This window comes from Bradyrhizobium sp. 21, assembly GCF_023073335.1.
Taxonomy (GTDB): Bacteria; Pseudomonadota; Alphaproteobacteria; order Rhizobiales; family Xanthobacteraceae; genus Bradyrhizobium.
Genome location: NZ_JADPJG010000032.1, coordinates 137,535 through 161,473 on the forward strand (window position 1 = coordinate 137,535; position 23,939 = coordinate 161,473).

The window sequence follows — 23,939 nt, forward strand, 5'->3', positions numbered from 1 at the left end:
GCGTTCGCTCACACCGGGTGAGAGCCAAGGCTGTCGATCCGCGCCGCAGGGTTCTCGATCGTACCTCTTGTGATCGCTTCGAATGTCCGCAACAGGTCCAGCGCCACAGCCCGATCGAGGAGGCCCAGCTCATACTCCAATAGGCCGACGAAACTCCCGTCGCGAAGCTCGCCAACCAAGGATATGTCGAGCATCTCCGGGAGTGGGCTATAGAATGCGCGAATCGGCAGCATCGGCCATTTCAGATGATCACGGTAGCGCGTCACGGACAGGCTTTGGCCGGTTGCCCGCATCTCCGGCGTATTCTGGACCGCGAACATAGCCTGAAAGACCGGCGCTCGTCCCGGAGGCGTCACCTCCCGGTGGTCGTCGATCAGGCGATCGATGGGACCGGTCGAATGAGCCAGGCTCTCGCCGACCTCCCGGCGGACAATCTCCAGCCAGCGGCCGAAAGACGAGTCGCGTTCCGGCTCGAGCAAAATGGGTACAGCGTTTGCAAAGCAGCCGATGGCGTCCTCGAGGTTCTCATCAACTCGATTGGCGATCGGCACTCCGACAACGAACGCCTCATTGCGGACGAAGCGCTTCATCGCACAGGCAAAGCACGTGAGTAGCCACATGTAGGGCGTGACACCCCTCGCCGCGCAGACCTGGCGAAGCTCCTCGACAACTGGTAGATCAAGGGTAATAGCTGCTGTACCTTCGCCCGATCCGTTCTTCCTGTCCGCCGCTGCCTTCCAGATCAATGGCGGCGGTCCGCCCTTCAGGCGATCTCGCCAGAATGATAGGTCCGCAGCGCTCTGAAGCTCACTGCGCCAGCGCTCGGACGTCTTGAGCGGCCGTGGGGAGCTGTCATAGAGATCGAGCAGGTCGCGAACAAACACACCAACGGACCAGCCGTCGAAGATCAAGTGATGTAGCGCGATCACGAGCAGGTGCTCCTCCGAAGCGACACGGACGAGACTCGCGCGCCATGGCGGTTCGGGAAGTGACAGATTGAATGGACCGCTCGCCCTCGCCGCCACGAACTTCGACAACTCGGCTGCGGAGTGGCCTTCGTCCTGCCAATCCACAACCTGCAGCTCCGGCGCCCAATCATTCAGCACCACCCGTTTGGGATCGTCAGACTGTACGAAATAGGATCTAAGGGCATCGTGCCTTTGCGCCAGCGCCGTCATCGTCGACTGCAACCGTTCGGCGTCCAATTGTCCTCTGATCCGCAAAGCAATCGGAATGTTGTAAATCTCACCATCCGGATAGATCAGTGCGTGTCGCCAGACCCGCAACTCCGAGCCGATCGGTCCGGCGCCGTCCCCCGATGAATCGAGCCCCGCGAGTAGGGATTCCTGGTCCGCCCCGGATGCAGTTCGTTGTTGCCGGGCGACGAATTCGGCGATGCCGGCAATCGTCGGCGCTTTGAAAAACTCCGCAATTGACATCCGGCACTCGAATCGAGTGCGTATCCGAGCGACTAATTGCGCCGCCTGCAGCGAGCCCCCCCCTGCCTCGAAGAAATTATCGTTCAGACCGATTTGCCTGCCCGCGAAGACAGGAGCGAAAATCTTTGCAGCGATCTCCTTTTCGAGCGGAGTCTCCGGTTCGACGATATGATCCGAACCGAGCCGAACGGATTCCATATCCAGAAGCACATTTCGGTCGACCTTCCCCGAGTGGTTCAAGGGCATTTTCTCGATTTGAAAGATCTCTCGAGGAATCATGTAGCCGGGAAGAAGCTGAGTAAGGTGCGTTCGCAGACCCGGCACCGATGCCAGTCGCTCGCCGGCGGGCGCGACATAGGCACGAAGCCATTTTCCGGTCTCGTCCTCAAGGAGAAACACCGCGCATTGCAGGATGCCTTCGAAAGACGTAAACGCGCGCTCGACCTCGCTGATTTCAATTCGAAATCCATTGAGCTTCACCTGAGCGTCGCGGCGCCCCAAAAACTCAAGTTGCCCGTCAAAGCGCCAGCGGACGGTATCCCCTGTGCGATAGGCTGTCGTGGTGCCTCCCGCGCCGTCATTGCGACTGACAAACTTTTCCCTCGTCAGCTCCTCATCGTTGATATAGCCGCGGGCGAGCCCCACCCCTTCCACATAGAGTTCCCCGGCGACCCCTACAGGAACCAGGTTTCCGCGGCCGTCGCGGACATGGACTGTATGGTTCTGGATGGGCCTTCCAATCGCCGGAAGTCGCACATCGCCCGCGGTACATTCGGATAAGATCATGGCAATGGTGCACTCGGTCGGTCCGTATCCGTTGAAGAACCTGCGCCCGTTAGACTGCCAAGAGTCCACCAACTCACGCCCGAACTTCTCGCCGCCGGTCGATACCACCCTGAGGTTGGGCAGCCGGTTCGGACGCATCAGCGGCATCAGCGCAGCTGGCAACTCCGCGAATGTAATCTCATGCCGAGCGATGACTCCCTCGAGGGCCTCGGGATCCAGCCGATCCTCATCGCTCGCAATGAACAAGGTGCAACCGGCAAGAAGGGCGACGAACATGTCGAAGACTCCGACATCGAAGCTCAAGGACGCGAAATGCATCACTCTTTCGTCGGAGGTGAGCTCGTAGGCGCTCCTGATGCCGTCTATGCAATTGATGACCGAACGGTGTTCGATCATCACCCCCTTCGGCTCGCCCGTACTACCCGAAGTGTAGATCACGTACGCCAGGCTGTCCGGCGCCGGCTGCGCGGACTGGAGCCTTTCCCCGGATATCGGCGCTTGCAACGCGTCTTCGATGCTGATCATCTGCCGATCCAGCCCAAGCGGCAACCGGCTGCGCAATGCGTCGCTGACCAGAAGAGCTTTGGCCGAACAGCTCTCGACGATGGAACGGATCCTGCGTTCGGGCGCGCCCGGATCGATCGGAACGAAAGCAGCTCCAGCTTTGAGCACGCCGAGCACCGCAGCCACCATTTCGACGGAGCGCCGTACGGCAAGAGCGACACAATCATTCCCACGGACATCCCTTGCCCTTAATGCGCACGCAATTCGATCCGAAAGCTCATCCAGCTCGCGAAAAGTGACGCTGGAGGACGCGTCCACCACCGCCGTCTTTTCCGGAAGATCGTGTGCACGGTCGTTGAAGCGATCGATCAGCGATTCTTCGGTCGACGGGATCGCAGGTCCTCTTCCCCAGGCGGCCAAGATCGCTTGTTCTCCCGGGCTGATCAGGGGTATCTCGTCGATAATGCATTCCGGCTGTTCCGCGACATTGCGAAGCAACGTCTCGTAGTTGGCCAACATCCGATCAACGGTCGATCGGTCGAACAGCGCACATGCATACTCCGCGTTGACGGCAAGCTGCTCCGGAGAATCCTCGATTACGAAGGCAAGGTCGAATCGCGCGCCTGCATCGTGCAGCACCTCAGGCTCGAGCCGCAAGCCATCGCATTCGATCGCCTCGAACTCACGAGCTTCATAGGTGCATTCGACCTGAAAGATTGGCGCGCGCCCGGATACCCTCGGCGGATTGATTGCGGTGACGAGCTCGGCGAAGGGCAGATCCTTGTGCGCCAAGTCGCTTGCCAACGAAGCGCGGACCTGATCGACCAGCACCGAGAATGTCGCATCGTCTGGCAGCATCTGCCGGAGCGGGAGCATGTTGACGAAGAGACCAAGGCTGTTCTGGAACTCGGGCGACCGACAGTCTACCGACCCTCCTACGATAAGGTCCCTCTGCCCAGTATAACGAAGCAGCAGGACGTAGATCGCCGAAAGATAGATGGCGTAAGGCGAGCACTTGAACTGTCTGCAGAGATCTCTGATCCGGCTCCTCAGGCTCTGCGGCAGAAGACGCCGCCGCCGGGCGCCGTCGAATTCGGGGACCATCGGCCGAGGATAGTCGAGCGGCAGGTCGAGCTCCGCGTGTCCATGCAACCTGGCACGCCAATACGCTACATGTCTCTCTCGCTCCTCGCGAACGAGCTGCCTTTGGCGCAACGCAAAATCCGTATAACCAGGCATTGCTGGCGAAGCTGCGAACCTTCCCTCCAAAGCGTCAACCAGATGCCGCAGAAAGAGGCTGTGCGAGATGCCATCCCAAACGGAATGATGAGCCACCCACAGCAGGGAACGAGCACCGCCGGGCAGATGCAGCAGCCTCACGCGGAACAGGGGACCGTTGTTCAGATCAAAGCTCGTCTCGACGAGCGCCTTCACCGTCGGATCGTTCGTGATTAGCGCCGCCTCCGCGTCCAAACGATGATCCGGGATTGTGAATGCTTCCAGGTCCAGCGCCGATTCGAGCACGAGACGTTCATCGAGCGGACGAAAACGGCTCGTCAGCACGGGAAATGCTCTTAAGACACTGCGCAAGGCAGCGACTAGCCTTCCCGCCTCCACTGGTCCGCAAAGGCGGATCTGCATCGCGAGATTGTTACGCGCCCGGCCGGCCGACGCCTCGTCCACAAACCAGAGCTGCTCCTGAAGAATACTGGCTCTCGGCAGCGCGTCGTCGGGGCTAGCCGGTTGGCCTAGCAAGCTGCTCAGAAACCTCGTTCGACGCTCTGGCGACAGCTTGCCGAGCCTCTCTTGCAAGTCGCTCATCGCGCCCTCCCGTTCACGTGATCAATTATTCGGCACCGCGAGCTTGCTCATCGGTCGCGCTCCACAGCGCGTCCACCGTCTCGTGCGAGATCGTCTGCGCTAGGTTGCGCGTCGACGCCCAGGCCATATTCGCGATGATCCGGACGGTCGGTTGCAGCAGCGGATAGACACGATGCAGCGTGATATCCGTCCTCATCAAATAGACCTGACCCGAGCCGACCGGATAGGAGCGCGTGACTCCGCCGGCGAGAGCTGCAGCGACCCGGGGATTGCTCTTGTTCCAGACGGTATTGCCCACACATTGGACGAAGCCGCCGAGCTCGACGGGGGGCGCCTGTATGACCCACACCAGCGCGAAGCTGTAGTCGTCCCAATGCCAGCCGTGCGTGTCGCCGGGCTGCTCGAGACAGGTGATGACGTATTGTTCGTCATCAAAGGGACACGTAAAAAGCGGCTCGCCTGCTATCTCGCCCAGCATCGCCCGCAATGCAGCGCATTCGTACAGCGCGGGGACCACCTTCCCTCGGCGTTTAATTTCCGCCTGCCGCACGTTCCGCATGCGTCGAGGCGTATCGTCAGTTGCTTTCATTCGGAAGTCACGTCGTATCGCTCCGGCATCGAGCAGTACTCTCGCCTCCCGCTCGACTGCTCCGACAAAGGCGGGCGGGATGAAGCTTGTAACAACGGCGAATCCTTCCCGCTGGAATTGATTTCGGGCCGAGATGTAGTTCGCTGCGGATGGACCCTGCGTTTCAAGATACCGAGTTGTAACCGTATCGAGATCAACCAACTCAAGGGGCCGATCATCGCCCACAATTTGCACCATTGTCTCCTCCAAGAATCTTGATCGTGCCATTCGGCATCCCGCCCAAAGAATAGCATTGGTTGTTATCTTGTCAATATACCTCATTATGATTGAATTACAGAAACGGGAATCTGACGACAGGGACAGTGATGGAACAGATTTATCTCTCATGTTGCGAGTACGAACTCGGAGAGAGCCGCCCTCTCATCGAGTTGAGTGGCCATATCGAGAGCGGCGTGATCGACACGCTGATGCAGCTGGGGCTTAGATGTTATCTCCGCACCGAAACGTCAGCTCCCGCGATGGCTCTTGCCTCGTTGGCGCGAACATTGAAGTGCATGCGGGGAATTGTCCCTGACCTTGTACTGTACTGTTCGACCAGAATGCTTGACCATTCCAGAGACATGATGGACTTCAAAAAGGGTAGCTCCCAGCTTGGTCTGCCGCTAACACCATTGATTGGAATGAGCACGAATGGCTGCGCGAACTTCGGCATCGCCGTGGTCCATGCGTGCGACCTCATTCGCGCCCGCTCCGCCAGATGTGTAGCGGTAGTCACCGCGGATACCTGCGCGCGACCCGCCGACAGATTGACCGCCAACAATTCGGCGATATTGAGCGACGGCGCAGCAAGTTGCCTGATCTCGATTAATCCGGAGCTAGGTGGCTTCTTGGTCCGCGGAACGTCAATCGGGACCGATCTTAGGCTGCATGATGAAGTCGATTTCCTCAAGGTCTATCGATATGCATCAAGCGGGGTACGGTCGGTCACCAAACGCGCGCTAGCAAATGCCAGCATCAGAGGCTCCGATATCGATCGTCTTGTGACGATGAACGTGCAGCCCAATACTCTTCGCTTTTATTCGAAAGAAGCCGGTTTCGGTGCAGACTCCGTGTACAACTATGAGGAACGGCTCGCCAGGAATTCACACGTTTTCGGAGCCGACATCATCATTAATTTAGTCGAGAGCACCACCGAGCTCATGCATACCTGTCCGGAGCGCGCTTGCAAACCGCTCCTGGCACTTTCCGTGAGTCCAGCGGCCTGGAGTGGGATGGTTCTCCAACCCGCAAGTGCTTTGCTCTCCGAACTCGTCATAAAGACGACTCTCAAGAAAACGGACCTCGAAGGACCAACACTCGTCGATGCGCCAAGCAAGTCGTCGTAGCCTTCGTACCAAGAACTCCATCCTACACGGAGGCGTCAGTGCGGCGCACGCGGGCGCGATTGTCCGCCCGACTGTAGTCCTTACATGACAATCTACAATCGCTTTAATCGCTGGGCCAAGCGCGGACATTGGCAGGCGATCTTTGAAGCGCTCACCCGCGGCGGGAACGACTGCGTGACTTTGTCGATCGACTCCACTTCAATCAAGGCGCATCGCTCGGCAAGCGGCAGAAAGGGGGGAGCATGAACAGGCGATCGGCCACTCGCGCGGTGGGCGGACCACGAAAATCCACGCACTGAGTGATCCTGATTGCAGACCTTGCGCATTTCATCTCACTCTAGGCCAGGACGCAGATATTGCCGCGGCACCGGCCCTCTTGGAACTCGCGCCACCCATGTCTGCCCTCATTGGGGACAAAGGATGCGACGGCGACGGCTTTCGCGCCGAAATCATCGATCGTGGGGCCAAGCCCGTCATTCCAAACAAATCCAACAGGATCACCTTCCACAGCTTCAGCAAACGCGCCTATAAGGGGCGCAACGTCATCGAGCGCTGTTTCTGCCGCCTCAAGGATTTCAGGCGTGTCGCAACTCGCTACGACAAACTTGCTAGAAGCTTCCTGGCTGCCATCCACCTCGCCGCCATCGTTGTCTATTGGATCAATTGAGTCTGAACCCTAGCTGACGTTTGCGGCTAGATAAATCGCTCCTACACACGGAGGGCTTGAAAGGTACTGCTGTCGTTAGCAGGGGATTTCAGCGCTCCTGCTCGTTAACTCTCGCCTGCTCTCCCTGACGGGACCCATTCTTGTCGGGTCCTAGTCGATAGCGATCCTGTACAGGTTCTAGAACCGTCGCGCGCTCAAAGGAATTGCCGTTGTTGAGATGCCGCGCGATGCGCTCCTTGGCGAAGGCCATAATGCTCCGACGAACATTCTCGTCGTTCGGCAGAGCGCGCTCGACGAGCTTCTTGATGAAGACAAGCTGGGATTTGGCAGCGAGTAGGTCGGAATCGCGCTCGTCCGCCGGTCGGTCTGCACGGCGTTCCACCACCGTCACACTCCAAATGTTCCGCCACATCTGGCGCCGTTCAATGGCAGCCACTCCTGTGGTGGCGTCTATGGACTTGATCGCCCAGGTGACGGGGACGACGCCATTCCTGCGCATAGAGATGCGGTCGCCAGGCCCGGCGCCACTATCTGCGACATCCGGTACAACGCCGACGCCCCACACCTGATGTCGCCGGCCATCGTCAAGTTCGATGGCCACATAGGTTGATGGCTCCGCGTCGACGCGGTTGCGGTAAGGGCCATAACCGACCTCCATCAGACGTCCGGAAGGGCCCTTGTCGTAATCGAACCTCTCCGCCTGCAGTGGCCTGTCGGAGGCCGAGCGAGCCTCTGCATCGTCGGTCCGGGCCTGGGCTCCATCCCATGCGGCTCGTCGGTCAGCGAGCGCCTGGCGATAAAGCTCGCTTGGCTGGTAGCCTTTCACATCCATCCCGCGCGCGCTAGATTTTAGCCAAGCGCCGCCTCGGAGCTCGACAGAACCACGGACGTGAAGTGCCTCCCACTGGCGATGTTGTGCCACGCTGACCATGTCCCGGATCACTTCTGCGGCAGCTATGCGGGTGACGAGGCGATCGTCAGTGGCCTTGAACGTGAGGTACTCTTTCCGCTCATCGGCATAGAGCCGCGCTTCCCGGTCGGACCCATCCTTTTGAGATTCACTGGCCCCCACGTAATATTTCCGACGGATACGGTCCGGAAACGCACTATCGATGATCTCCGGGGATGAAAGCTTGTTGGCGGCTGGTGCTATCGACTCTTCCCCCTTATCTCGGGCGGAAGCGCGGCCCGGGCGACGCTGCCACACCAGGCTGAATTCCTCGCTCTCGTCATGCCTGTCGTTCATGCTGTCGTCCGTTCTGCTCGCGGCCGGTCCGCCGAGTCGGCGGAATGACCTGAGCGTCGATGTAGTTCAGCGTCCACGCTTTCAGCGTCGTCCTCAGAGAGTCCTTCGAGGTCCACGTCTACATCCCCAAAATCGAAAGACGCGTTGGCTGGAATTGTGGAGGGATCGGCTACCTCCTCATCGGTCATCGGGCGGGATCGAAACACCGCGCGTAGCTCAGCCATCTCGGAGCGAAGCTCCTTGATCTCGGCGTCAAGCAGAGCGGTCGAGTGGCCTCTGGGCATCTCCCGGACGGGAGCTGGCAGCAGCCGTCTCAGGAACGTCTCATCTTCGTGATAGACGATCTTGTCCGCAATGACGGGTGGAATGCCGGTGCCCAGGATAAATGCCTTCGACTTTGGAAGAAGCTTCAGCTCTTGCGGCAGCATCAGGGCGCGCCGATGTTCGGAGATCGTCTCGCTGGTCGAGCGCATCGCCAGCCCTTTCGGTCCGCTCCGGCTGTGCGCCTTCACCGTATCATAGCCGATACGCTCCGAGAGCTCGTTTGCGACATCCTGTTCTTTCGGCGCGAAGACCACCTCGACAGCATGGTTAGTCATGAAGTTGCGGGCTGCGTCGATCCCGTAGATTGCGCGCAGCTGCGCCGGGCTCTGGACCACCGTGAGGAGGCGGATGCCGTAACCGGCGATGAAGGCCACCGATTTCGCCAGCACATTGACATTGCCCAGCGCCGGAAACTCATCGAGCAACAGCAGCACCTTGCGATTGAGTTCGGGATTTTGTTCCGGCAGCGCGCGGGTATTGAGATCGACCACCTGCTGAAAGAACAAGTTCAGAAGCGGCGACATGCGGTCGAGATATCAGGGGTCACGCCGAGATAGATCGACCTCGGCCGTTGCCGGAGCTGCCGCAGATCGAAATCGTTGGTTGCGGTCGCCGCGTCGATCCGGGGATTGAGCCAGAGACCGAGCCTCGCCGTGACGGTCTTGCGCACCGAGTTCATGGTGTTTTCCGAAGCCGCGAGGAAGCCGTTCAATGCTGTAATGCAGTGCCGCGACAGCGGCGAAGGGCCGGACTTGCGAGCGACGATGATCTTATCAAAATGGGCCTTGAGGTCGGGGGCCGCGGACAGCTGGTGCAGGATCTCACCGATCGTCAATGGAAAGCCAGGCGTTTCCGCGACATAGCCGCCGATCGCGAAAGGCCGAACGTGCGGCCTCGAACCAAAAGGGATCGCCGCGACTTTCGGCGGGAAACAGCATGACCGCGATGCGCTGCAAATCGTCATAAAGGTCGGCGGGATCGCTGCGCACATAGCCCAGGGGATTGTAGCGCGCGGTTCGACCATTCTCGTCGGAGCGGGTCGAACAGATAGATCTCCTGTCCGTGGGTCGCCCGAAATCCCGCGGAACGATCCCAGTTTTCCTTCTTCACGTCCAGAACGACGACTGAGCCCGACCAGTTGAGCAGGTTTGGAATGACGTAGCCAACGCCCTTCGCGGCCCTGGTTGGAGCGTAGACAGCATGTGTTCCGATCCGCCGAAGCAGAGCAGGGCGCCGTCCTTTCGGCCGAGCAGCACGCCCTCCTTGGATCGCAGGCCAGCGGCCTTGATCTCGCGCTCGGACGCGAAACGCGCGCTGCCGTGAAGCGGGGGAGGACGGTGCCGAAAGATTGCACCGATGACATATTCGAAATGCCTTGAGCCACGATCGCCGTTTTGAAACTGTGCTCGCGGCCGGTCATGTCGTCGGTCACCTTCAGCGGCGGCTGACTTCCGACAACGCCTAGCGAGGTGGACGATGTCGCCGCAGGCAGCGCACTGATCAAGGCCTCTGTTACGAATGGCGCAGGCGAGGCAGCGGCAGGCTGCGCGGAATTCCGCCGAAGTGGCTGCCGATGGTGGCTCAGTCGTCCTTCAGTAACTTCCAAGGCTCAATACCGAGGCCCTTAGCAATCCGTGCCAAATTGTCGATCGATACATTCCGTTCGGAACGTTCGACCCCACTGAGATAGGTCCTGTTCAGTCCACTCTCGTGCGCAAGCGCCTCTTGGCTCAGACCACGCGCGGCCCGTAGGCGGCGCATGTTCTTCGCCAGGATGTCTCGCAGGGGCCCTTTGTGTGTCCGTTTCACAGAAACACATCGGCCAAATCGACGCCTTTAAGGCGACCGCTTTTAAGCTACATTCGACGTTGGAAATTGCTATGATCGCAAAAGGCGAATGGGGCTCAACGGGCGGATGACGTGAACCTTTCGACAGGATCAGTAGAGGCGTTCTTGGATTTGGATGTCATTCGGCCTGCAATATTGACCCCCTAAGCCGGGGGATCGGCGTCCAAAATTGACCCCCTACAGGTTGGTCTGTTGCGCTGCCTGCTTCGTCATGAAGCAGGTGGTCGGGGGATGCTGATCGTGGAGACAATCGCCCGGATACGGCGCGAGCACTTCATCAAGGGCAAGACGATCAAGGAGATCGCCCGTGACCTGAAGGTGTCGCGGAACACAGTCCGGAAGGTGCTGAGATCGGGAGAGACCTCATTCGAGTACGAGCGTGTTGTCCAGCCGCGGCCGAAGCTGGGACGATGGGCAGCAGAACTCGACGGGTTGTTGTCAGGGAACGCGGGCAAGTCCGCTCGCGAGCAACTGACATTGATCCGGATCTTCGAGGAGCTGCGTGAGGCGGCTATGACGGCGGTTACGACGCCGTGCGGCGCTACGCCAGGCGATGGAGCAAGGAGCGCGGACAATCCACGGCCGCTGCCTACGTCCCGCTTAGCTTTGCGCCCGGAGAAACTTACCAGTTTGACTGGAGCCACGAGGTCGTCCTGCTCAATGGCGTGACGGTGATGGTGAAGGCCGCCCATGTCCGGCTCTGCCACAGCCGGATGCTGTTCGTGCGTTGCTATCCGCGCGAGACACAGGAGATGGTGTTCGACGCCCACGACCGGGCGTTCGCCCTGTTCAAGGGCACTTGCGTGCGCGGCATCTACGACAACATGAAGACGGCGGTGGAGACGATCTTCGTCGGCAAAGGGCGTCTCTACAATCGCCGCTTCATGCAGATGTGCAGCCACTACCTGGTCGATCCGGTTGCCTGCACGCCAGCGTCGGGCTGGGAGAAGGGCCAGGTCGAGAACCAGGTTGGGCTTGTCCGGGAGCGCTTCTTCACGCCGCGGCTGCGGTTCAAAACCCTCGACGAGTTGAACGCGTGGCTGCTGGACAAGTGCATCGCCTACGCCAAGGCGCACCGGCATCCAGAACTGGCCGAACAGACGGTCTGGGAGGTGTTCGAAGCCGAGCGACCGAAGCTCGTTCCCTATGCCGGCCGGTTCGACGGATTCCACGCGGTGCCGGCATCGGTCTCGACGACCTGTCTGGTGCGGTTCGACAACAATAAATACTCGGTCACGGCCAGCGCTGTCGGGCGGCCTGTCGAGGTTCACGCCTACGCCGACCGCATTGTGATCCGTCAGGACGGACGCATCGTTGCCGAGCATGCTCGCTCGTTCGGCCGCGGCGAGACGACCTATGATCCCTGGCATTACGTGCCGGTACTGGCTCGCAAACCCGGTGCCTTGCGCAACGGCGCTCCCTTCGAGGACTGGGTGCTTCCGGCTGCGATCGAACGTGTGCGGCGTAAGCTTACCAGTGCCGACGATGGCAACCGGCAGATGGTCGATATCCTCAACGCGGTTCTGACCGACGGCTTGCCGGCCGTTGAAGCAGCCTGCGCCGAGGCGATCGCTCACGGCGTTCATTCCGCCGATGTCGTGCTCAACATCCTGGCCCGCCAGCGTGATCCTGCGCCGCCAGCCAACATTCTCACCCCGGCCGCACTGACATTGCGCCACGCCCCGATCGCCGACTGTGCCCGTTACGACAACCTCAGGAGAACCATCTGATGGAACGTACTCAACTCTTCGACCTCATGGGCGAGCTCAAACTCTACGGCATGAAGGCTGCCTTCGACGAGATCATGGCGACCGCTGTCAAACGCCAGCACGAACCCCAGCGCATTGTCGGCGACCTGCTCAATGCCGAGATCAACGAGAAGCAGGCCCGCTCGATTAAGTACCAGCTCACCATCGCCAAGCTGCCGCTGGCCAAGGATCTCGAGGACTTCCAGTTCGAAGGCACACCCATCAACCAGACGCTGGTCAATGATCTCGCCGGCGGCGGCTTCATCGCCCAGCAACGTAACGCCGTGCTGATCGGCGGTACCGGCACCGGCAAAACACATATGGCCATCGCAATCGCCAGAAGCTGCATCCGATCCGGTGCCCGCGGCCGCTTCTACAACGTGGTCGACCTCGTCAACCGTCTGAGATCGAGACCCGCAATGGACGGCAAGGTCGGATCGCCGAGCATTTGACCCGGATGGACTTCATCGTCCTCGACGAACTCGGTTATCTACCGTTCGCCCAATCCGGCGGCCAGCTCCTGTTCCACCTCGTCAGCCGGCTCTACGAGCGCACGTCCATCGTCGTCACCACCAATCTCGCGTTCGGTGAATGGCCCAGCGTGTTCGGCGACGCCAAAATGACCACCGCGCTTCTCGATCGCCTGACCCACCATTGCGACATCGTCGAGACCGGCAACGACAGCTGGCGCTTCAAAAGCCGCGACGACGATCACGCAACCCGCGCTCGCACCGTCTCCGCAACCCCGACCAGCTCCGACGGTGCGAGCGCTATCGCCAAAGCCCGCCGCTCGAAGGGGTCAAAATTGGACGCCGATACGGGGTCAAATTTGAACGCCGATTGACACTGAAATTGCCTCGGTATTGCAGACGGAAGCCATTGAAGAGCGGCCGATGGGCCTACTTTTTTGAGCCTCCGACCTGGGCACACGAACAGGGATGCCATGTGAAGGCGGAGCCCCTGGGCGAAGATTACGCCTCGGCCGTCGAGCGCGCCGAGTACGTTCTATTGCCAGCTTTCGACAGCTGGCGGTCTCGCGGCCTCACGGACTTGGGCCCCGTCGGCATCACGCCAGGGTCATTTGACTGGCTCGCCGGCGTATTCAAGGGGCACCAGAAGTGGAAGGAAATCGACCACAAGACATGAGCAGGGTTTGGCCCTGTTCGCTGATCACCTATTGAAAGACGGCACGCGCGCTGGGTCGAAGCAGATCGCCGATTTTACAAAGGGCTTCGTCGACGCCATTTATGCAAAGCTGCTCATTGTTGAAGACAGGGACGCCGATGGAAACATCGTCCAGCGGGAACGTCGACACTTTGCGAATGCGGCGATGACCGCGTGCCGGCGTGCCTGGTTCGTCGGGCAGCGTGCAGAAGAAAAGAGAGTGCCAACCGTCAACCCGTTCTCAAAAATGGGACTGAAGGCGCGCGCGCCGGGTCAGCCGGTACGAGAGACACCAACCGCAACCTGGGACGAACTCGTGGCCTTTCGCGTCAAGGCAAACGAACTTGGCTATCTATCCATCGCGACAGCAGCATTTGTTGCGTGGGAATGGCTCCAGCGAGAAGAACACGTGTTCGGTGCTTTCGAGATCGGCCACTATCGACCGAAAGAGCGCCCTAACAGTGTGCGCATCGTGCACCCAAAGAATGGCGAGGAAGCCTGGTGGCCACTGTTCGATGAGACTGGCGAGACCTTATTCCCGGAGCTGATGGCTGAGCTCGACGAGATCAAGCAGACGACCGTCTCGGGCCTGGTCTTTCGACGCGACCATACCCACCGGAGATCAGCTACCCCGCTGCCCTGGATCACGGCCAAGCAGGATCTTCGCTATCTACGCGGGGTCGTGAAGAAGATCGTCCGTGCAGCCAATCTTCGTGAAGAGCTGTCCTTTACGTCATTCCGCCACGGCGGCTTTACCGAGGGAGCCGACAGCGATCTGACGGACGCTGAGCTCAGAGCCGCTGGCCGCCCACCGCTCATCGCGGCAGTTGCCGACCTATGCAAAGCGCACACGGAAAAAGCTGATTTCCGGGACCAAGAAACGACGAGAGGAAAGAACAAAAGCAGCCGTTTGTCGGAATAGCCGCGACCCTTCTGTCGGAAGGACGACCGCGAGAAACCCCTAAGCTATTGAAAAGCTTGGTGGGCGCACCAGGGCTCGAACCTGGGACCCGCTGATTAAGAGTCAGCTGCTCTACCAACTGAGCTATGCGCCCGAAAGGCGGTTAAAGCCTCGCGAGGCCGGTCGTTTAGCAAAGCGATCCGGGTATGGCAAGCGATGTGAGGCAGGTTTTCCAAGGGTTTGCCAAGGGTTTTCCAAGGGTTCGCCCACAGGTCAGAAAATGCGAAAAGCCGCTGGATTCCAGCGGCTTCGCCAAGGTTGATCTCCGGAAGATCCCTGATCGCTCAGAGCCGGCCTTCGCGGTCGCGGTCCGGGCCGCCGTCGCGGTCGAAACGCTCACGGTGGAAGTGGTCCATGCCGCGCTCCATCATGCGGTCCATGCCCCGTTCCATGAAGTGGCGGGGCGGGCCGTCCTCGCCGCCTCCGAACGGGCCGCGGTGGCGGGTCAATACGGCGAGGCGCCGCTTCTGGCCCTCGTCGAGCGTCTTGTAGAGCGGATCGGCGGCGTCGGCGATCTTCTTCAGGGCGGTGGAGGTCGCACCCATGTCCTCGGCGCGCTGGCGCAGGCGGGCGACCGGATCCTCCGGCTTGTCGGCATCCTTGGCAGCGTCGCCGGGGCCGGCATTCATCCGCGCATTGGCGCGGTCGATGCGCAGCTTGGCGAAGTCGCGCACGGCGGCTTCGACCGGCGGCCACAGCTTCTCCTGATCCGCGCTCAGCTTCATTCCGGCATGGACGGCGGCGATCCGCGCGTCGACGAAGGCGGCGCGGTCTTCCGGGTTCATGCGGATGTGGCGGAAGTGCTCCATCCACGGGCGATGATATTGGGCATAGACCGCGCCCGAGCCGGCGATGCTGAGCACGGCAATGGCGGCGATGGTGAACTTCCTCATACGAACCTCCTCTGCAAGGACGCCCGTGAAGATGAGCGCCGGACGGCTGACGCGCAACTTACAACTTGGACAGGGAGGGCGTTCTTACGAAGATGTAACTGCCCTGAATGCCCGTTCAGATGCAGATTGAAATCATTTGCAACAAAAAGGGCCTCCGTGCTTCCTGCACGGAAGCCCCTTCCTTGATGGTCGATCCGGATCAGTTCGTCGTGCTCTTGGCTTCCTTCTGGAACTCGTCGATCAACGGTTGGCCGATGCGGCTGGCAGCGTCCTTGTAGACCGGCTCCATCGCCTTGCGCATGGCCCCGTCCTGCTCCGGCGTCAGCTTGATGATCTCGCTCTTGCCGCTCTTTCTGATCTCGGCGAGCGCGTCGTCATTCTCCTTCTGAGACTGCGCATTGTTGAAGTCGGTGGCTTCCTTCATCGCCTTCGCAAGCTGCTCGCGGATGTCGGCCGGCAGATCGTCCCAGAACTTCTTGTTCACGATCACGACGTAGCCGATGTAGCCGTGGTTGGTCTCGGTGATGTACTTCTGCACCTCGTGCATCTTCTGGGTATAGATGTTCGACCAGGTGTTCTCCTGTCCGTCGACGACGCCGGTCTGGAGCGCCTGGTAGACTTCCGAGAACGCCATCACCTGCGGCAGCGAGCCGAGCGACTTGAATTGCGCCTGGAGCACGCGCGAGGACTGGATGCGGAACTTGACGCCCTGATAGTCGCCCGGCGCGACCAGCTTCTTGTTGGCGCTCATCTGCTTGAAGCCGTTGTCCCAATAAGCAAGGCCGGTGATGCCCTTGGAGTCCAGCAGCTTGAGCAGCCGAAGGCCGAGCGGGCCTTCCGTCACCTTCCGCAGCGTCTTCAGGTCGGGAAGGATGTAGGGCAGATCGAACACCTCGAACTCACGGATGCCGAGCGGGCCGAACTTGGAGTTGGACGGTGCCAGCATCTGCACGCTGCCGAGCTGCAGCGCCTCGAGCTCTTCCTTGTCCTTGTAGAGCGACGAGTTCGGGTAGACCTCGATCTTGACCTTGCCGCCGGTGTACTTCTCGGCCAGCTCCTTGAATTTCTCCGACGCCTTGCCCTTCGGAGTGTCGGCGGCGACCACGTGGCTGAACTTGATGATAACAGGCGATTGCGCCGATGCCGGCCCGGTCAAGCCAAGTGCCAGGGCCGCGATGGACGCGGCGATCGCGAAGGTGCGCATGGTGTCTCCCTTGTATGCTCTTGTTGTGCTTTTGGGCTGCCCAATGCGGGCGCCTATCCTCTAGCCGGGAGCATCAATAGCGGCTCGCGCATCGAGCCGCTATTGGCAGTTAGCAGGGCAGCTATTCGTGACGAACGCCGGCGCCACTGCGCCCCCGCTCCCGCTTGCGGGAGAAGGTGTCTCCGCAACGAGACAATCCCCGGGTGAACCCTCACCCGGCGCTACGCGCCGACCTCTCCCGCAAGCGGGAGAGGTGAAACAACTCGCAGCGGCGCCTGCTTCGTCAGCTTGCCGCTGCCGTCGTCACCGTGTCTCGCTGGCGCTTCATGACGATCTTGTTCAGCGCGCCGAGATAGGCCTTTGCCGAGGCCACCAGCGTATCCGGATCCGCTGCGCGCGCGGTCATCGCACGTCCCTCATGCGACAGCCGCACCGAGACTTCCGCCTGCGCGTCGGTGCCTTCGGTCACGGCGTGGACCTGGTACAGCTCGAGCTTGGCCTCGTGCGGCACCAGCGCCTTGATGCAGTTGAACACCGCATCGACCGGACCGTTGCCCTCGGCCTCCTCGATCTTGATCAGGCCGTCGACGTCGAGCTTCATGGTCGCGCGCTGCGGGCCATGCGTGCCGGCGATCACGGTCAGCGAGGTCAGCTTGATGCGATCGTGCGAAGCGGCCATCTCCTCGTCGACCAGCGCCTCGATGTCCTCGTCGTAGATGTCCTTCTTGCGATCGGCCAGCGCCTTCATCCGCGTGAACGCATCTTCCAGCTGGTTCGGACCGAGCTTGTAGCCCATCTCTTCCAACTTGTGCACGAAGGCATGGCGGCCGGAATGCTTGCCCAGCACCAGAGAGGACTGCTTCAGGCCGACCATCTCGGGCCGCATGATCTCGTAGGTCGAGGCGTCCTTCAGCACGCCGTCCTGGTGGATGCCGCTCTCATGTGCGAACGCGTTGCGGCCGACGATGGCCTTGTTGTACTGCACCGGGAACGAGGTCGCCGCCGACACCACCTTCGAGGCGCGGGTGAGCTGCGTGGTGTCGACCTTGTTCCACCACGGAAACACGTCGTTGCGGACGTTGATGGCCATCACCACTTCCTCGAGCGAAGCGTTGCCGGCCCGCTCGCCGATGCCGTTGACGGTGCATTCGATCTGGCGCGCACCGCCGGCGATGCCGGCCAGCGAGTTCGCCACCGCCATGCCGAGGTCGTTGTGGCAGTGAACCGAAAACACCGCCTTGTCCGAATTCGGCACCCGCTCGATCAGCGTCTTCATAAAGCGGGTGTATTCCTCGGGCGTGGTGTAGCCGACGGTGTCCGGGATGTTCACCGTGGTGGCACCAGCCTTGATCACGGCCTCGACGATGCGGCAGAGGTAGTCCATCTCGCTGCGGGTGGCATCTTCGGCCGACCATTCGACGTCGTCGATCTGGTTGCGCGCGCGGGTGACATTGGCAATCGAGAGCTCCATCACCTGCTCGGGCGTCATGTTCAGCTTGACGCGCATGTGCAGCGGCGAAGTCGCGATCACGGTGTGGACCCGGCCGCGCCTGGCGAATTTCACCGCTTCGGCGCAGCGGTCGATGTCCTTTGGATTGGCACGCGACAGGCCGGCGATCACGGAGTTCTTGGAGCGGCGGGCGATCTCGCTGACGGCCTGGAAGTCGCCCTCGGACGTGATCGGGAAGCCGGCTTCGATGACGTCGACGCCCATGTCGTCGAGCATCTCGGCGATCTCGATCTTTTCCTCGAACGTCATGGTGGCGCCGGGGCACTGCTCGCCGTCGCGCAGCGTGGTGTCGAAAATGATGACGCGGTCCTTCTCGGACTTGTTCACGGGAGCCATTTCAAAAATTCCTTTGAGCTTTCGCGCCGGTCGTTGCTTGGGCGCTTTCGGGGTCCGCTGATCTCGTACATCCCCTGAGCGCCCAGGCGCATGGCGCCCAGCCGGCCCTCAGGGGCAAGTAAGAAGAAGCCCGCCAATAAGGAGGGTGGGCAGCAGCGCGGCCGGAATCGTCGAGGCGCCGGCGGCCAGAGCCACCTCCCCCGAAATCCCATTGTTTTGGCCGCGAATCAGCATTGCCAGACCCTGTTGAGCCATTAATCCTCGGCCAAAACCGTTGACGGTTCGTTGCCGGGTGGCTCGTACGCCGTTTCTAGACGAGAAATGGCAGCAACCGCAACGCCAAAAGATGGTCAATGGGATTGACCCAATTCGCATAAGGATTTGCGGTCTTCGAGCGGTGCGACTGGCCCTTATTGATGGATTCGCCCCCTGAAGCCGACCACCTCCACCTTGCGACATCCCCACACCTTGGAATAGCATTCCATGATATCTTGCAATCTTTCGTAGTTTATTTTCAGCAGGTCCCTGCGGCGGAAGCAGCACCGGATATTGGGATTGCTCATATGAAAACACAGTCCGAGAGCAAGGCCTCAAACGATTCGACCGAACCCTCGAAAATACTCGAAGCACTCGCATTTCTCATCGTCATCTGTGCGGGCGTCGCATTGCTTGCGATATTCGACATCAGGATCGGCGACGTTAGCGTGGTGGCTTCCAAGTTGGCCCTGGTGCTCGCTTTTGCAATTGCATGGATTGCAAAGGCGGTGCGCATTGCCGTAACGCGCGTCCTGTTGCCCTTCGTCCTGCTATTCGTCGTCGTCGTGACGACAAGATTGTCGGTGTGCAGTTCTGGGCTGTCGGCGCGCTCATAGTTGGGTTCGCCACCCTATTGATTGTTGCCTAACGCAGAATTTGAACATCGCTTCTTCCTCTAGGAAGTCGACACGAGTCGGCATCCTCGCGGCGCATTTGGCCCGAGCTATGCTCTCTCCTTCACGCCCTCTCCGAAGAAAGGGCGCAGGGAAGGCCGGGCGCCGGCTGGCACCCGCGGTCCGTTGCGCGATGAGATGCACACGCAAATGCACAACGGAAAGACAGGTGAAGCCGAGAACGTCCAGCCTTCCCTGCGCAGTGGTTTGACGGCTTATGCCGTGCTCTCCCCGGAGACGAATTCCTTCTTGCCTCCGTCACCTCGCGAATTGACGATGCCCCGAGGCCCGGTTGAGCCTCAGCATCTCCGCAAGGCTTGGCCGTAGCAACGACAGCCAGGACCCACGGTTTGGCCATACGCATCGCGCGTCGCCCGTCGGCACGCCGCCGGAACCTCACGGGGTTCATCCCGCCCTGCTCCCGCGTTTCGTGCCCGACACGTCCCGCGTCCACCGCAGCCCGATCCGCGGCTCGTGACGACGGACGACCGCCCCTTGTCCCGGATCAGGATGGGGCAATCCATACGACGAATCCGAATTTCGGTAAAGTGGAATATTTCCCCGGCGAGGACTCGACAGGGTTTTGCTGTTTTGCCCGTCGGGCGGCGTCAATCATCGATCCGGCGGCGACCTTGGGCCTGCGGAAGCCGGCAAATGACCGGGCCGATTGCTGTGTGAGAGACATCACGGAAGAGGGCATCGAATCCGCCTATCCCTGTGCCCAAGAGAACACGCTCTTTCGCCGAAGAAAACACTCCTCGCGCCAAACAGAACAGGTGGACCATGACGACGACAGGAACCATGACGAAGATTGCGACCGCGATTGCACTGGCTTCCTTGGCTGCGACTTTTGCAGGCAGCACCGCGCAGGCCGGCTGGGGCCCGAACGGCATGTACGGCAACGCGCCGCAGGGTAACGTGCCGCAGAGCAACGCACCGCAGCCCAGGCCCGGCTTTGGTGGCTACGGCGGCAATGGCTCGACCAGCGTCGTGCGCCCGAACGTCGTCAATCCGGCTCAGCGGCCGGCCTGGATCCCGCCCACGCAGCAGCCGAGCCAGGCGCAACAGGTCTATCCGCGGCCGGCGCCGCCCCCGGTCTACATCCCGACGGCGCAGCAGGTCTATCCGCGCCCCGCTCCGCCCCCGGTCTACATCCCGACGCCGGTGGTCGTGCGGCAGCCGGTCTATGTGCCGACGCCGCCGGTCGTGAAGGAAACCGTCTATGTTCAACGTCCGGCAACGACGACCGTCGTTGCGGCCGCCCCGGCGCAGGTCGTGACGCCCGCTCCGGTTGTCAGCAACACATGCAACTGCCTGGTGAAGGAATATCCGCAGGCCGGCGTCGTGGTGTTCAGGGACGTCTGCACCAAGGAGTCCGCGACCTACAGCAATTTGCCGCAACAGACGGCCGTGCTGCCGCCTCAGTAATCCTGCTCCCAACGCGCATATGACCGACACAAGGGCGAACGCGGCGGCAACCCCGCCGCGTTCGTCTTCTGCTTTCTGAAAAGCCCCTCCCATCCGGGCGATGAGCAACGCGGGCCAAGAGCGGGTCATGAGCTCGGGTCAGGAGCTCGGGCATAGGCTACAGACTGATCCGCCCGCCACGCGATCGGGCCGCTAGCCGGCGCGGCGGGCGCGGGCCCTGCTTTCCCAGCGGTCCAGCATCTGCCCGAGCTCGCCGGTGGCAGGTGGCACGATCTCGTTGGTATTGGCGGGCGGGTTGGCATTGAGCCAGCCCGGCTCGGTATATCCGCGCCAGCGGCGCGCCTCGACCCGCCTTTTGCGCGAGACGTAGTCGCGGGTGAAATAGCCGCCCGCAAATGCGATCCCGAGCAGCAAAACCAGTACGACGACAGCGGCTGCCACAGTGAACTCCGACTTACACCCCGCGTGACGTTCTGCCAGCATCGCGCGGGAGGTCAAGCCTTGACATGCTCCACCGCTTGGCATTGCTCGAAGCCGATTCCGGTAAACCCGCCGCGCGAAGACGAATTTGTCGTTTCCATGTTCGATGTTCCATCGCTTTGGCAGCCCGGCATCACGCGGAAGATGCGCACCTGCCCCTCGCAACCGTCATCGGACCGGATTAACCTTCCCCTGCTCGGCCGGATCAACCGGCTAGCCGAACATGAACCGGGAGGACGCGATGACACGCCAAAAAGCTCGTGACCACGAGCAGCGTGACCAGGATGCTGTGCTTTCACGACGAACACTCGTTCGGGGGCTTGCGCTCGGCGCCGCCGCCACGATGGCCGGGACCGGCTCCGCGCTGGCCCAGACCGGACCTGCCGCGCCGCCGACGACGATCACCACCCCGCCACGCGATTTTGGCCCGGGCGGCGCGCCGACCACCTATTTCTGGGACCCCGACATCATCGCGGTCGATCCGTCGTTCAACGATCTCGCGCAGCCCAACACGGCGATCAAACGGCTCTACACCGGCCTGTTGTGGGCCGAAGGTCCGGCTTGGAGCGCGCAAGGCCGGTATCTGTTGTGGAGCGACATTCCCAACAACCGGCAAATGCGCTGGAGCGAGGACGACGCTCGCGTCAGCGTGTTTCGCTCGCCCTCCAACAATTCCAACGGCAATTCGTTCGACTTCCAAGGCCGCCAGCTCTCCTGCGAGCATTTGACCCGGCGGGTGACGCGCTACGAGCATGACGGCACCGCCACCGTGCTCGCGGACTCCTATCAGGGCAAGCGGCTGAACTCGCCGAACGACGTCGCCGCGCATCCCGATGGCAGCTATTGGTTCACCGACCCGCCCTATGGCGGCCAGCTCTACGAAGGCGAACCCGACGGCGCGGGCGGCCCGAGCAATGCGAGCGGCAAGCTCAATCCGCGGATCGGACAGCCGGCCGGCTTCGCGCCGGGCAAGCGCGAGCTGCCGACCAATTGCTATCGCATCGATCCCTCGGGCCGCATCGATCTCGTCGTCACCGAGGAGCAGGTGCCGGATCCGAATGGCCTGTGCTTCTCACCCGACTACAAGAAGCTCTACGTCGCCTCGACCGGCAAGGGACCGGGAGATAGCGGGCCCGGCGGCAATGGCGAGATCTTCGTGTTCGACGTCGGCGGCGACAACAAGCTCTCCAACCTCAAGAAGTTCAGCGATTGCGTGATCGACGGCGTCAAGTGCGGGCCCGACGGCCTGCGTTGCGATGTCAACGGCAACGTCTGGGCCTCCAGCAATGCCGGCCGCGCCGTCGGCTATAACGGCGTGACGGTGTGGTCGCCCGAGGGCAAGCTCATCGGCCGCATCCGCCTTCCGGAAGTCTGCGGCAACATCTGCTTCGGCGGCCCCAAGCGCAACCGCCTGTTCATGGCCGCGAGTCAGTCGCTCTACGCGGTGTATACGGCCACGCAAGGCGCAGGGCCCGGCTGAGGCGACGCTGGTCACAAAAGCAGGGCGCCGGCGGGAACCGCCGGCGCCGGATTTTTCAGCCGACCCAAGCCTACCTCGGCGAGGCCAAGGGAGCCGCGTCGCTTGCTAATTGTCGCCACGCTTCGGCGGCGCCGGCACAGCGGTCCGATTGGCAGGCACGATCTGCGGCTGGAACGCGAACACCTCGCGGGTGCGCTCGTCCACGAACACCTTCAGCCAATGCACGTCATTGTTGCCGTTCGCCTGATTGTCGCCGAAGGTCTCAATACGGACGAAGTTTTCGAGCCGCCGGCCTTTGGCGTCGAGAAATGGCCGGTCGATACGGAAATAATGGGAGTCGCCATGAACGTAGGCGACGGGCTTGCCGAAGGCGACCACTTCATCGCGCAGCGCAACCAGGAAGGCCTGGAAGCCATCCGGATTGGTATCGGTTTCCGCAAGCGTCTTCGGGTCGCGCAACGGGGCGCGGGTTCCGTCCGATTGGTCCCAACCCGGGTCTGCCTGCGAGATGAACATGACAGCCGAGGCCCGATATGTTCTCGCCACATCGAAGGTCTGCTGCATCCAGAGGATGTTGGCGTTGTTGCGCGCGGCCCATTCGGCGTCGTCGGGAAGCGTATCGCAACGATTGTTGCACGATCCCTGAATGTTGAGCGTGGCGTAGACGACGCCCTTCATGATCCAGCGGCGATTCTCGACGCAGCCGGTCAACTGATTGTTGTGATCAAGACACAGCTTGTCATGCTGAACCTGCTGCTTGATCGGCCGCTGGCCGAGCGAATAGTCGGTGCTGAAGAAGACCTTCCGCTCTTGATCGAGCCTTTCGCGCGAGTTGAACGAGCCGTTCGCCGGCCGATCGCAATCGGTCCAGTCATTGTCGCCGGGGGTGACCATCGCAGCCGATTTCAGCGCGTTGAAATATCCGAGTCCCTGCTGATAGAGAGCGTCACTGCACGTTGTGGGGGTCACGGAGCCCGGCGTGCCGCTGCCGGCTTTCAGGTCGCCATCGTGAACCGTGAACGCAAGCCTCTGGTCGTTCATGTCGGCGATCAGGTTCGGTACGCCGACCTGTGCCTGAAGGTCGGAATAGGGCAAATCGCCCCACAGCCCGATGGCATAGGCCCGGCTCTCGCCTCCCCTCTCCCGATCCTCATCGTCGGCGTGCGCGCCGACCATCGGACAAATCGCAATGCAGGC

18 protein-coding genes, 1 tRNA gene and 2 pseudogenes are annotated in these 23,939 nt (G+C 61.2%); 8 read left to right on the forward strand and 13 right to left on the reverse strand.

Annotation, left to right across the window (positions count from 1 at the left end; translation table 11 throughout):
* Positions 1 to 8: 8 nt before the first annotated feature.
* Positions 9 to 4,550, reverse strand: a complete 4,542-nt coding sequence (locus tag IVB31_RS25930; RefSeq protein ID WP_247329505.1) for a non-ribosomal peptide synthetase — start codon at positions 4,548 to 4,550, stop codon at positions 9 to 11.
* Between the two features lie 25 nt (positions 4,551 to 4,575).
* On the reverse strand, positions 4,576 to 5,376 hold the full coding sequence (locus IVB31_RS25935) for a hypothetical protein (RefSeq protein WP_247329508.1): 801 nt from the start codon (positions 5,374 to 5,376) through the stop codon (positions 4,576 to 4,578).
* A 128-nt stretch (positions 5,377 to 5,504) separates the two neighbouring features.
* On the opposite strand from IVB31_RS25935, the gene IVB31_RS25940 reads away from it, so the two are divergent.
* Together IVB31_RS25940 and IVB31_RS25945 are read left to right on the forward strand one after the other, a co-directional pair.
* Positions 5,505 to 6,524, forward strand: coding sequence for a hypothetical protein (locus IVB31_RS25940; RefSeq protein WP_247329510.1), 1,020 nt, complete (start codon positions 5,505 to 5,507; stop codon positions 6,522 to 6,524).
* 211 nt (positions 6,525 to 6,735) lie between these two features.
* The gene (locus IVB31_RS25945; RefSeq protein WP_346730898.1) at positions 6,736 to 7,191 is read left to right on the forward strand and encodes an IS5 family transposase; all 456 of its coding nucleotides are present in this window, start codon (positions 6,736 to 6,738) and stop codon (positions 7,189 to 7,191) included.
* A gap of 88 nt (positions 7,192 to 7,279) precedes the next feature.
* Here IVB31_RS25945 and IVB31_RS25950 read toward each other — a convergent pair whose 3' ends face one another.
* The 5 genes from IVB31_RS25950 to IVB31_RS25970 form a co-directional block, all read right to left on the reverse strand.
* A complete protein-coding gene (locus IVB31_RS25950) occupies positions 7,280 to 8,437 on the reverse strand; it encodes an LPD7 domain-containing protein (protein WP_247329512.1) in 1,158 nt (385 codons plus the stop codon).
* Complete coding sequence (locus IVB31_RS25955; RefSeq protein ID WP_247329515.1) at positions 8,434 to 9,285, reverse strand: type IV secretory system conjugative DNA transfer family protein; 852 nt, start codon at positions 9,283 to 9,285, stop codon at positions 8,434 to 8,436. Before IVB31_RS25955 ends, IVB31_RS25950 begins: the two co-directional genes overlap by 4 nt.
* Positions 9,270 to 9,785 carry a type IV secretory system conjugative DNA transfer family protein gene (locus tag IVB31_RS33685; RefSeq protein ID WP_346730899.1) on the reverse strand — a complete coding sequence of 172 codons (516 nt, stop codon included), beginning with the start codon at positions 9,783 to 9,785 and terminating at the stop codon, positions 9,270 to 9,272. Before IVB31_RS33685 ends, IVB31_RS25955 begins: the two co-directional genes overlap by 16 nt.
* A complete protein-coding gene (locus IVB31_RS33690; protein ID WP_346730900.1) occupies positions 9,722 to 10,126 on the reverse strand; it encodes a type IV secretory system conjugative DNA transfer family protein in 405 nt (134 codons plus the stop codon). The genes IVB31_RS33685 and IVB31_RS33690 overlap by 64 nt, the downstream gene beginning before the upstream one ends.
* 216 nt (positions 10,127 to 10,342) lie before the next feature.
* Positions 10,343 to 10,522, reverse strand: a complete 180-nt coding sequence (locus IVB31_RS25970; RefSeq protein WP_247329517.1) for a helix-turn-helix transcriptional regulator — start codon at positions 10,520 to 10,522, stop codon at positions 10,343 to 10,345.
* Between the two features lie 318 nt (positions 10,523 to 10,840).
* Between IVB31_RS25970 and istA the strand changes: the two are divergent.
* The 3 genes and pseudogenes from istA to IVB31_RS25985 form a co-directional block, all read left to right on the forward strand.
* Positions 10,841 to 12,330 (forward strand): annotated as a pseudogene (gene istA, locus IVB31_RS25975) (IS21 family transposase); the annotation flags it as partial.
* Positions 12,331 to 12,338: 8 nt separating this feature from the next.
* Positions 12,339 to 13,060 (forward strand): annotated as a pseudogene (istB, locus tag IVB31_RS25980) (IS21-like element helper ATPase IstB); the annotation flags it as partial.
* Positions 13,061 to 13,510: 450 nt separating this feature from the next.
* The gene (locus tag IVB31_RS25985; protein WP_247329519.1) at positions 13,511 to 14,443 is read left to right on the forward strand and encodes a hypothetical protein; all 933 of its coding nucleotides are present in this window, start codon (positions 13,511 to 13,513) and stop codon (positions 14,441 to 14,443) included.
* 57 nt (positions 14,444 to 14,500) lie between these two features.
* Here IVB31_RS25985 and IVB31_RS25990 read toward each other — a convergent pair.
* The 4 genes from IVB31_RS25990 to IVB31_RS26005 form a co-directional block, all read right to left on the reverse strand.
* Positions 14,501 to 14,576: transfer RNA gene (locus IVB31_RS25990), tRNA-Lys, on the reverse strand.
* 190 nt (positions 14,577 to 14,766) lie between these two features.
* Positions 14,767 to 15,375, reverse strand: coding sequence for a Spy/CpxP family protein refolding chaperone (locus tag IVB31_RS25995; protein WP_247329521.1), 609 nt, complete (start codon positions 15,373 to 15,375; stop codon positions 14,767 to 14,769).
* Between the two features lie 199 nt (positions 15,376 to 15,574).
* Positions 15,575 to 16,579 carry a TRAP transporter substrate-binding protein gene (locus tag IVB31_RS26000; protein WP_247329523.1) on the reverse strand — a complete coding sequence of 335 codons (1,005 nt, stop codon included), beginning with the start codon at positions 16,577 to 16,579 and terminating at the stop codon, positions 15,575 to 15,577.
* 283 nt (positions 16,580 to 16,862) lie between these two features.
* Positions 16,863 to 18,425 carry a 2-isopropylmalate synthase gene (locus IVB31_RS26005; RefSeq protein WP_247329525.1) on the reverse strand — a complete coding sequence of 521 codons (1,563 nt, stop codon included), beginning with the start codon at positions 18,423 to 18,425 and terminating at the stop codon, positions 16,863 to 16,865.
* A 491-nt stretch (positions 18,426 to 18,916) separates the two neighbouring features.
* On the opposite strand from IVB31_RS26005, the gene IVB31_RS26010 reads away from it, so the two are divergent.
* Positions 18,917 to 19,297 (forward strand): hypothetical protein, encoded by a 381-nt coding sequence (locus IVB31_RS26010; protein WP_247329527.1) that lies wholly within the window; start codon positions 18,917 to 18,919, stop codon positions 19,295 to 19,297.
* A gap of 858 nt (positions 19,298 to 20,155) precedes the next feature.
* Positions 20,156 to 20,782, forward strand: a complete 627-nt coding sequence (locus tag IVB31_RS26015; protein ID WP_247329529.1) for a hypothetical protein — start codon at positions 20,156 to 20,158, stop codon at positions 20,780 to 20,782.
* A 192-nt stretch (positions 20,783 to 20,974) separates the two neighbouring features.
* On the opposite strand, the gene IVB31_RS26020 is transcribed toward IVB31_RS26015, so the two are convergent.
* Positions 20,975 to 21,265, reverse strand: coding sequence for a hypothetical protein (locus IVB31_RS26020; RefSeq protein WP_247330564.1), 291 nt, complete (start codon positions 21,263 to 21,265; stop codon positions 20,975 to 20,977).
* Positions 21,266 to 21,503: 238 nt separating this feature from the next.
* On the opposite strand from IVB31_RS26020, the gene IVB31_RS26025 reads away from it, so the two are divergent.
* The gene (locus IVB31_RS26025; RefSeq protein WP_247329532.1) at positions 21,504 to 22,742 is read left to right on the forward strand and encodes an SMP-30/gluconolactonase/LRE family protein; all 1,239 of its coding nucleotides are present in this window, start codon (positions 21,504 to 21,506) and stop codon (positions 22,740 to 22,742) included.
* Positions 22,743 to 22,847: 105 nt separating this feature from the next.
* Here IVB31_RS26025 and IVB31_RS26030 read toward each other — a convergent pair whose 3' ends face one another.
* Positions 22,848 to 23,918, reverse strand: coding sequence for a hypothetical protein (locus tag IVB31_RS26030; RefSeq protein ID WP_247330566.1), 1,071 nt, complete (start codon positions 23,916 to 23,918; stop codon positions 22,848 to 22,850).
* Positions 23,919 to 23,939: the final 21 nt, after the last annotated feature.

Bases quoted from the DNA above. Each gene is read 5' to 3' on its own strand.
- IVB31_RS25930 (WP_247329505.1), bottom strand. From the start codon at position 4,550: ATGAGCGACTTGCAAGAGAGGCTCGGCAAGCTGTCGCCAGAGCGTCGA.
- IVB31_RS25935 (WP_247329508.1), bottom strand. From the start codon at position 5,376: ATGGTGCAAATTGTGGGCGATGATCGGCCCCTTGAGTTGGTTGATCTC.
- IVB31_RS25940 (WP_247329510.1), top strand. From the start codon at position 5,505: ATGGAACAGATTTATCTCTCATGTTGCGAGTACGAACTCGGAGAGAGC.
- IVB31_RS25950 (WP_247329512.1), bottom strand. From the start codon at position 8,437: ATGAACGACAGGCATGACGAGAGCGAGGAATTCAGCCTGGTGTGGCAG.
- IVB31_RS25955 (WP_247329515.1), bottom strand. From the start codon at position 9,285: ATGTCGCCGCTTCTGAACTTGTTCTTTCAGCAGGTGGTCGATCTCAAT.
- IVB31_RS33685 (WP_346730899.1), bottom strand. From the start codon at position 9,785: ATGGTCGAACCGCGCGCTACAATCCCCTGGGCTATGTGCGCAGCGATC.
- IVB31_RS25970 (WP_247329517.1), bottom strand. From the start codon at position 10,522: ATGCGCCGCCTACGGGCCGCGCGTGGTCTGAGCCAAGAGGCGCTTGCG.
- IVB31_RS25995 (WP_247329521.1), bottom strand. From the start codon at position 15,375: ATGAGGAAGTTCACCATCGCCGCCATTGCCGTGCTCAGCATCGCCGGC.
- IVB31_RS26000 (WP_247329523.1), bottom strand. From the start codon at position 16,579: ATGCGCACCTTCGCGATCGCCGCGTCCATCGCGGCCCTGGCACTTGGC.
- IVB31_RS26005 (WP_247329525.1), bottom strand. From the start codon at position 18,425: ATGGCTCCCGTGAACAAGTCCGAGAAGGACCGCGTCATCATTTTCGAC.
- IVB31_RS26015 (WP_247329529.1), top strand. From the start codon at position 20,156: ATGACGAAGATTGCGACCGCGATTGCACTGGCTTCCTTGGCTGCGACT.
- IVB31_RS26020 (WP_247330564.1), bottom strand. From the start codon at position 21,265: ATGCTGGCAGAACGTCACGCGGGGTGTAAGTCGGAGTTCACTGTGGCA.
- IVB31_RS26025 (WP_247329532.1), top strand. From the start codon at position 21,504: ATGACACGCCAAAAAGCTCGTGACCACGAGCAGCGTGACCAGGATGCT.
- IVB31_RS26030 (WP_247330566.1), bottom strand. From the start codon at position 23,918: ATGGTCGGCGCGCACGCCGACGATGAGGATCGGGAGAGGGGAGGCGAG.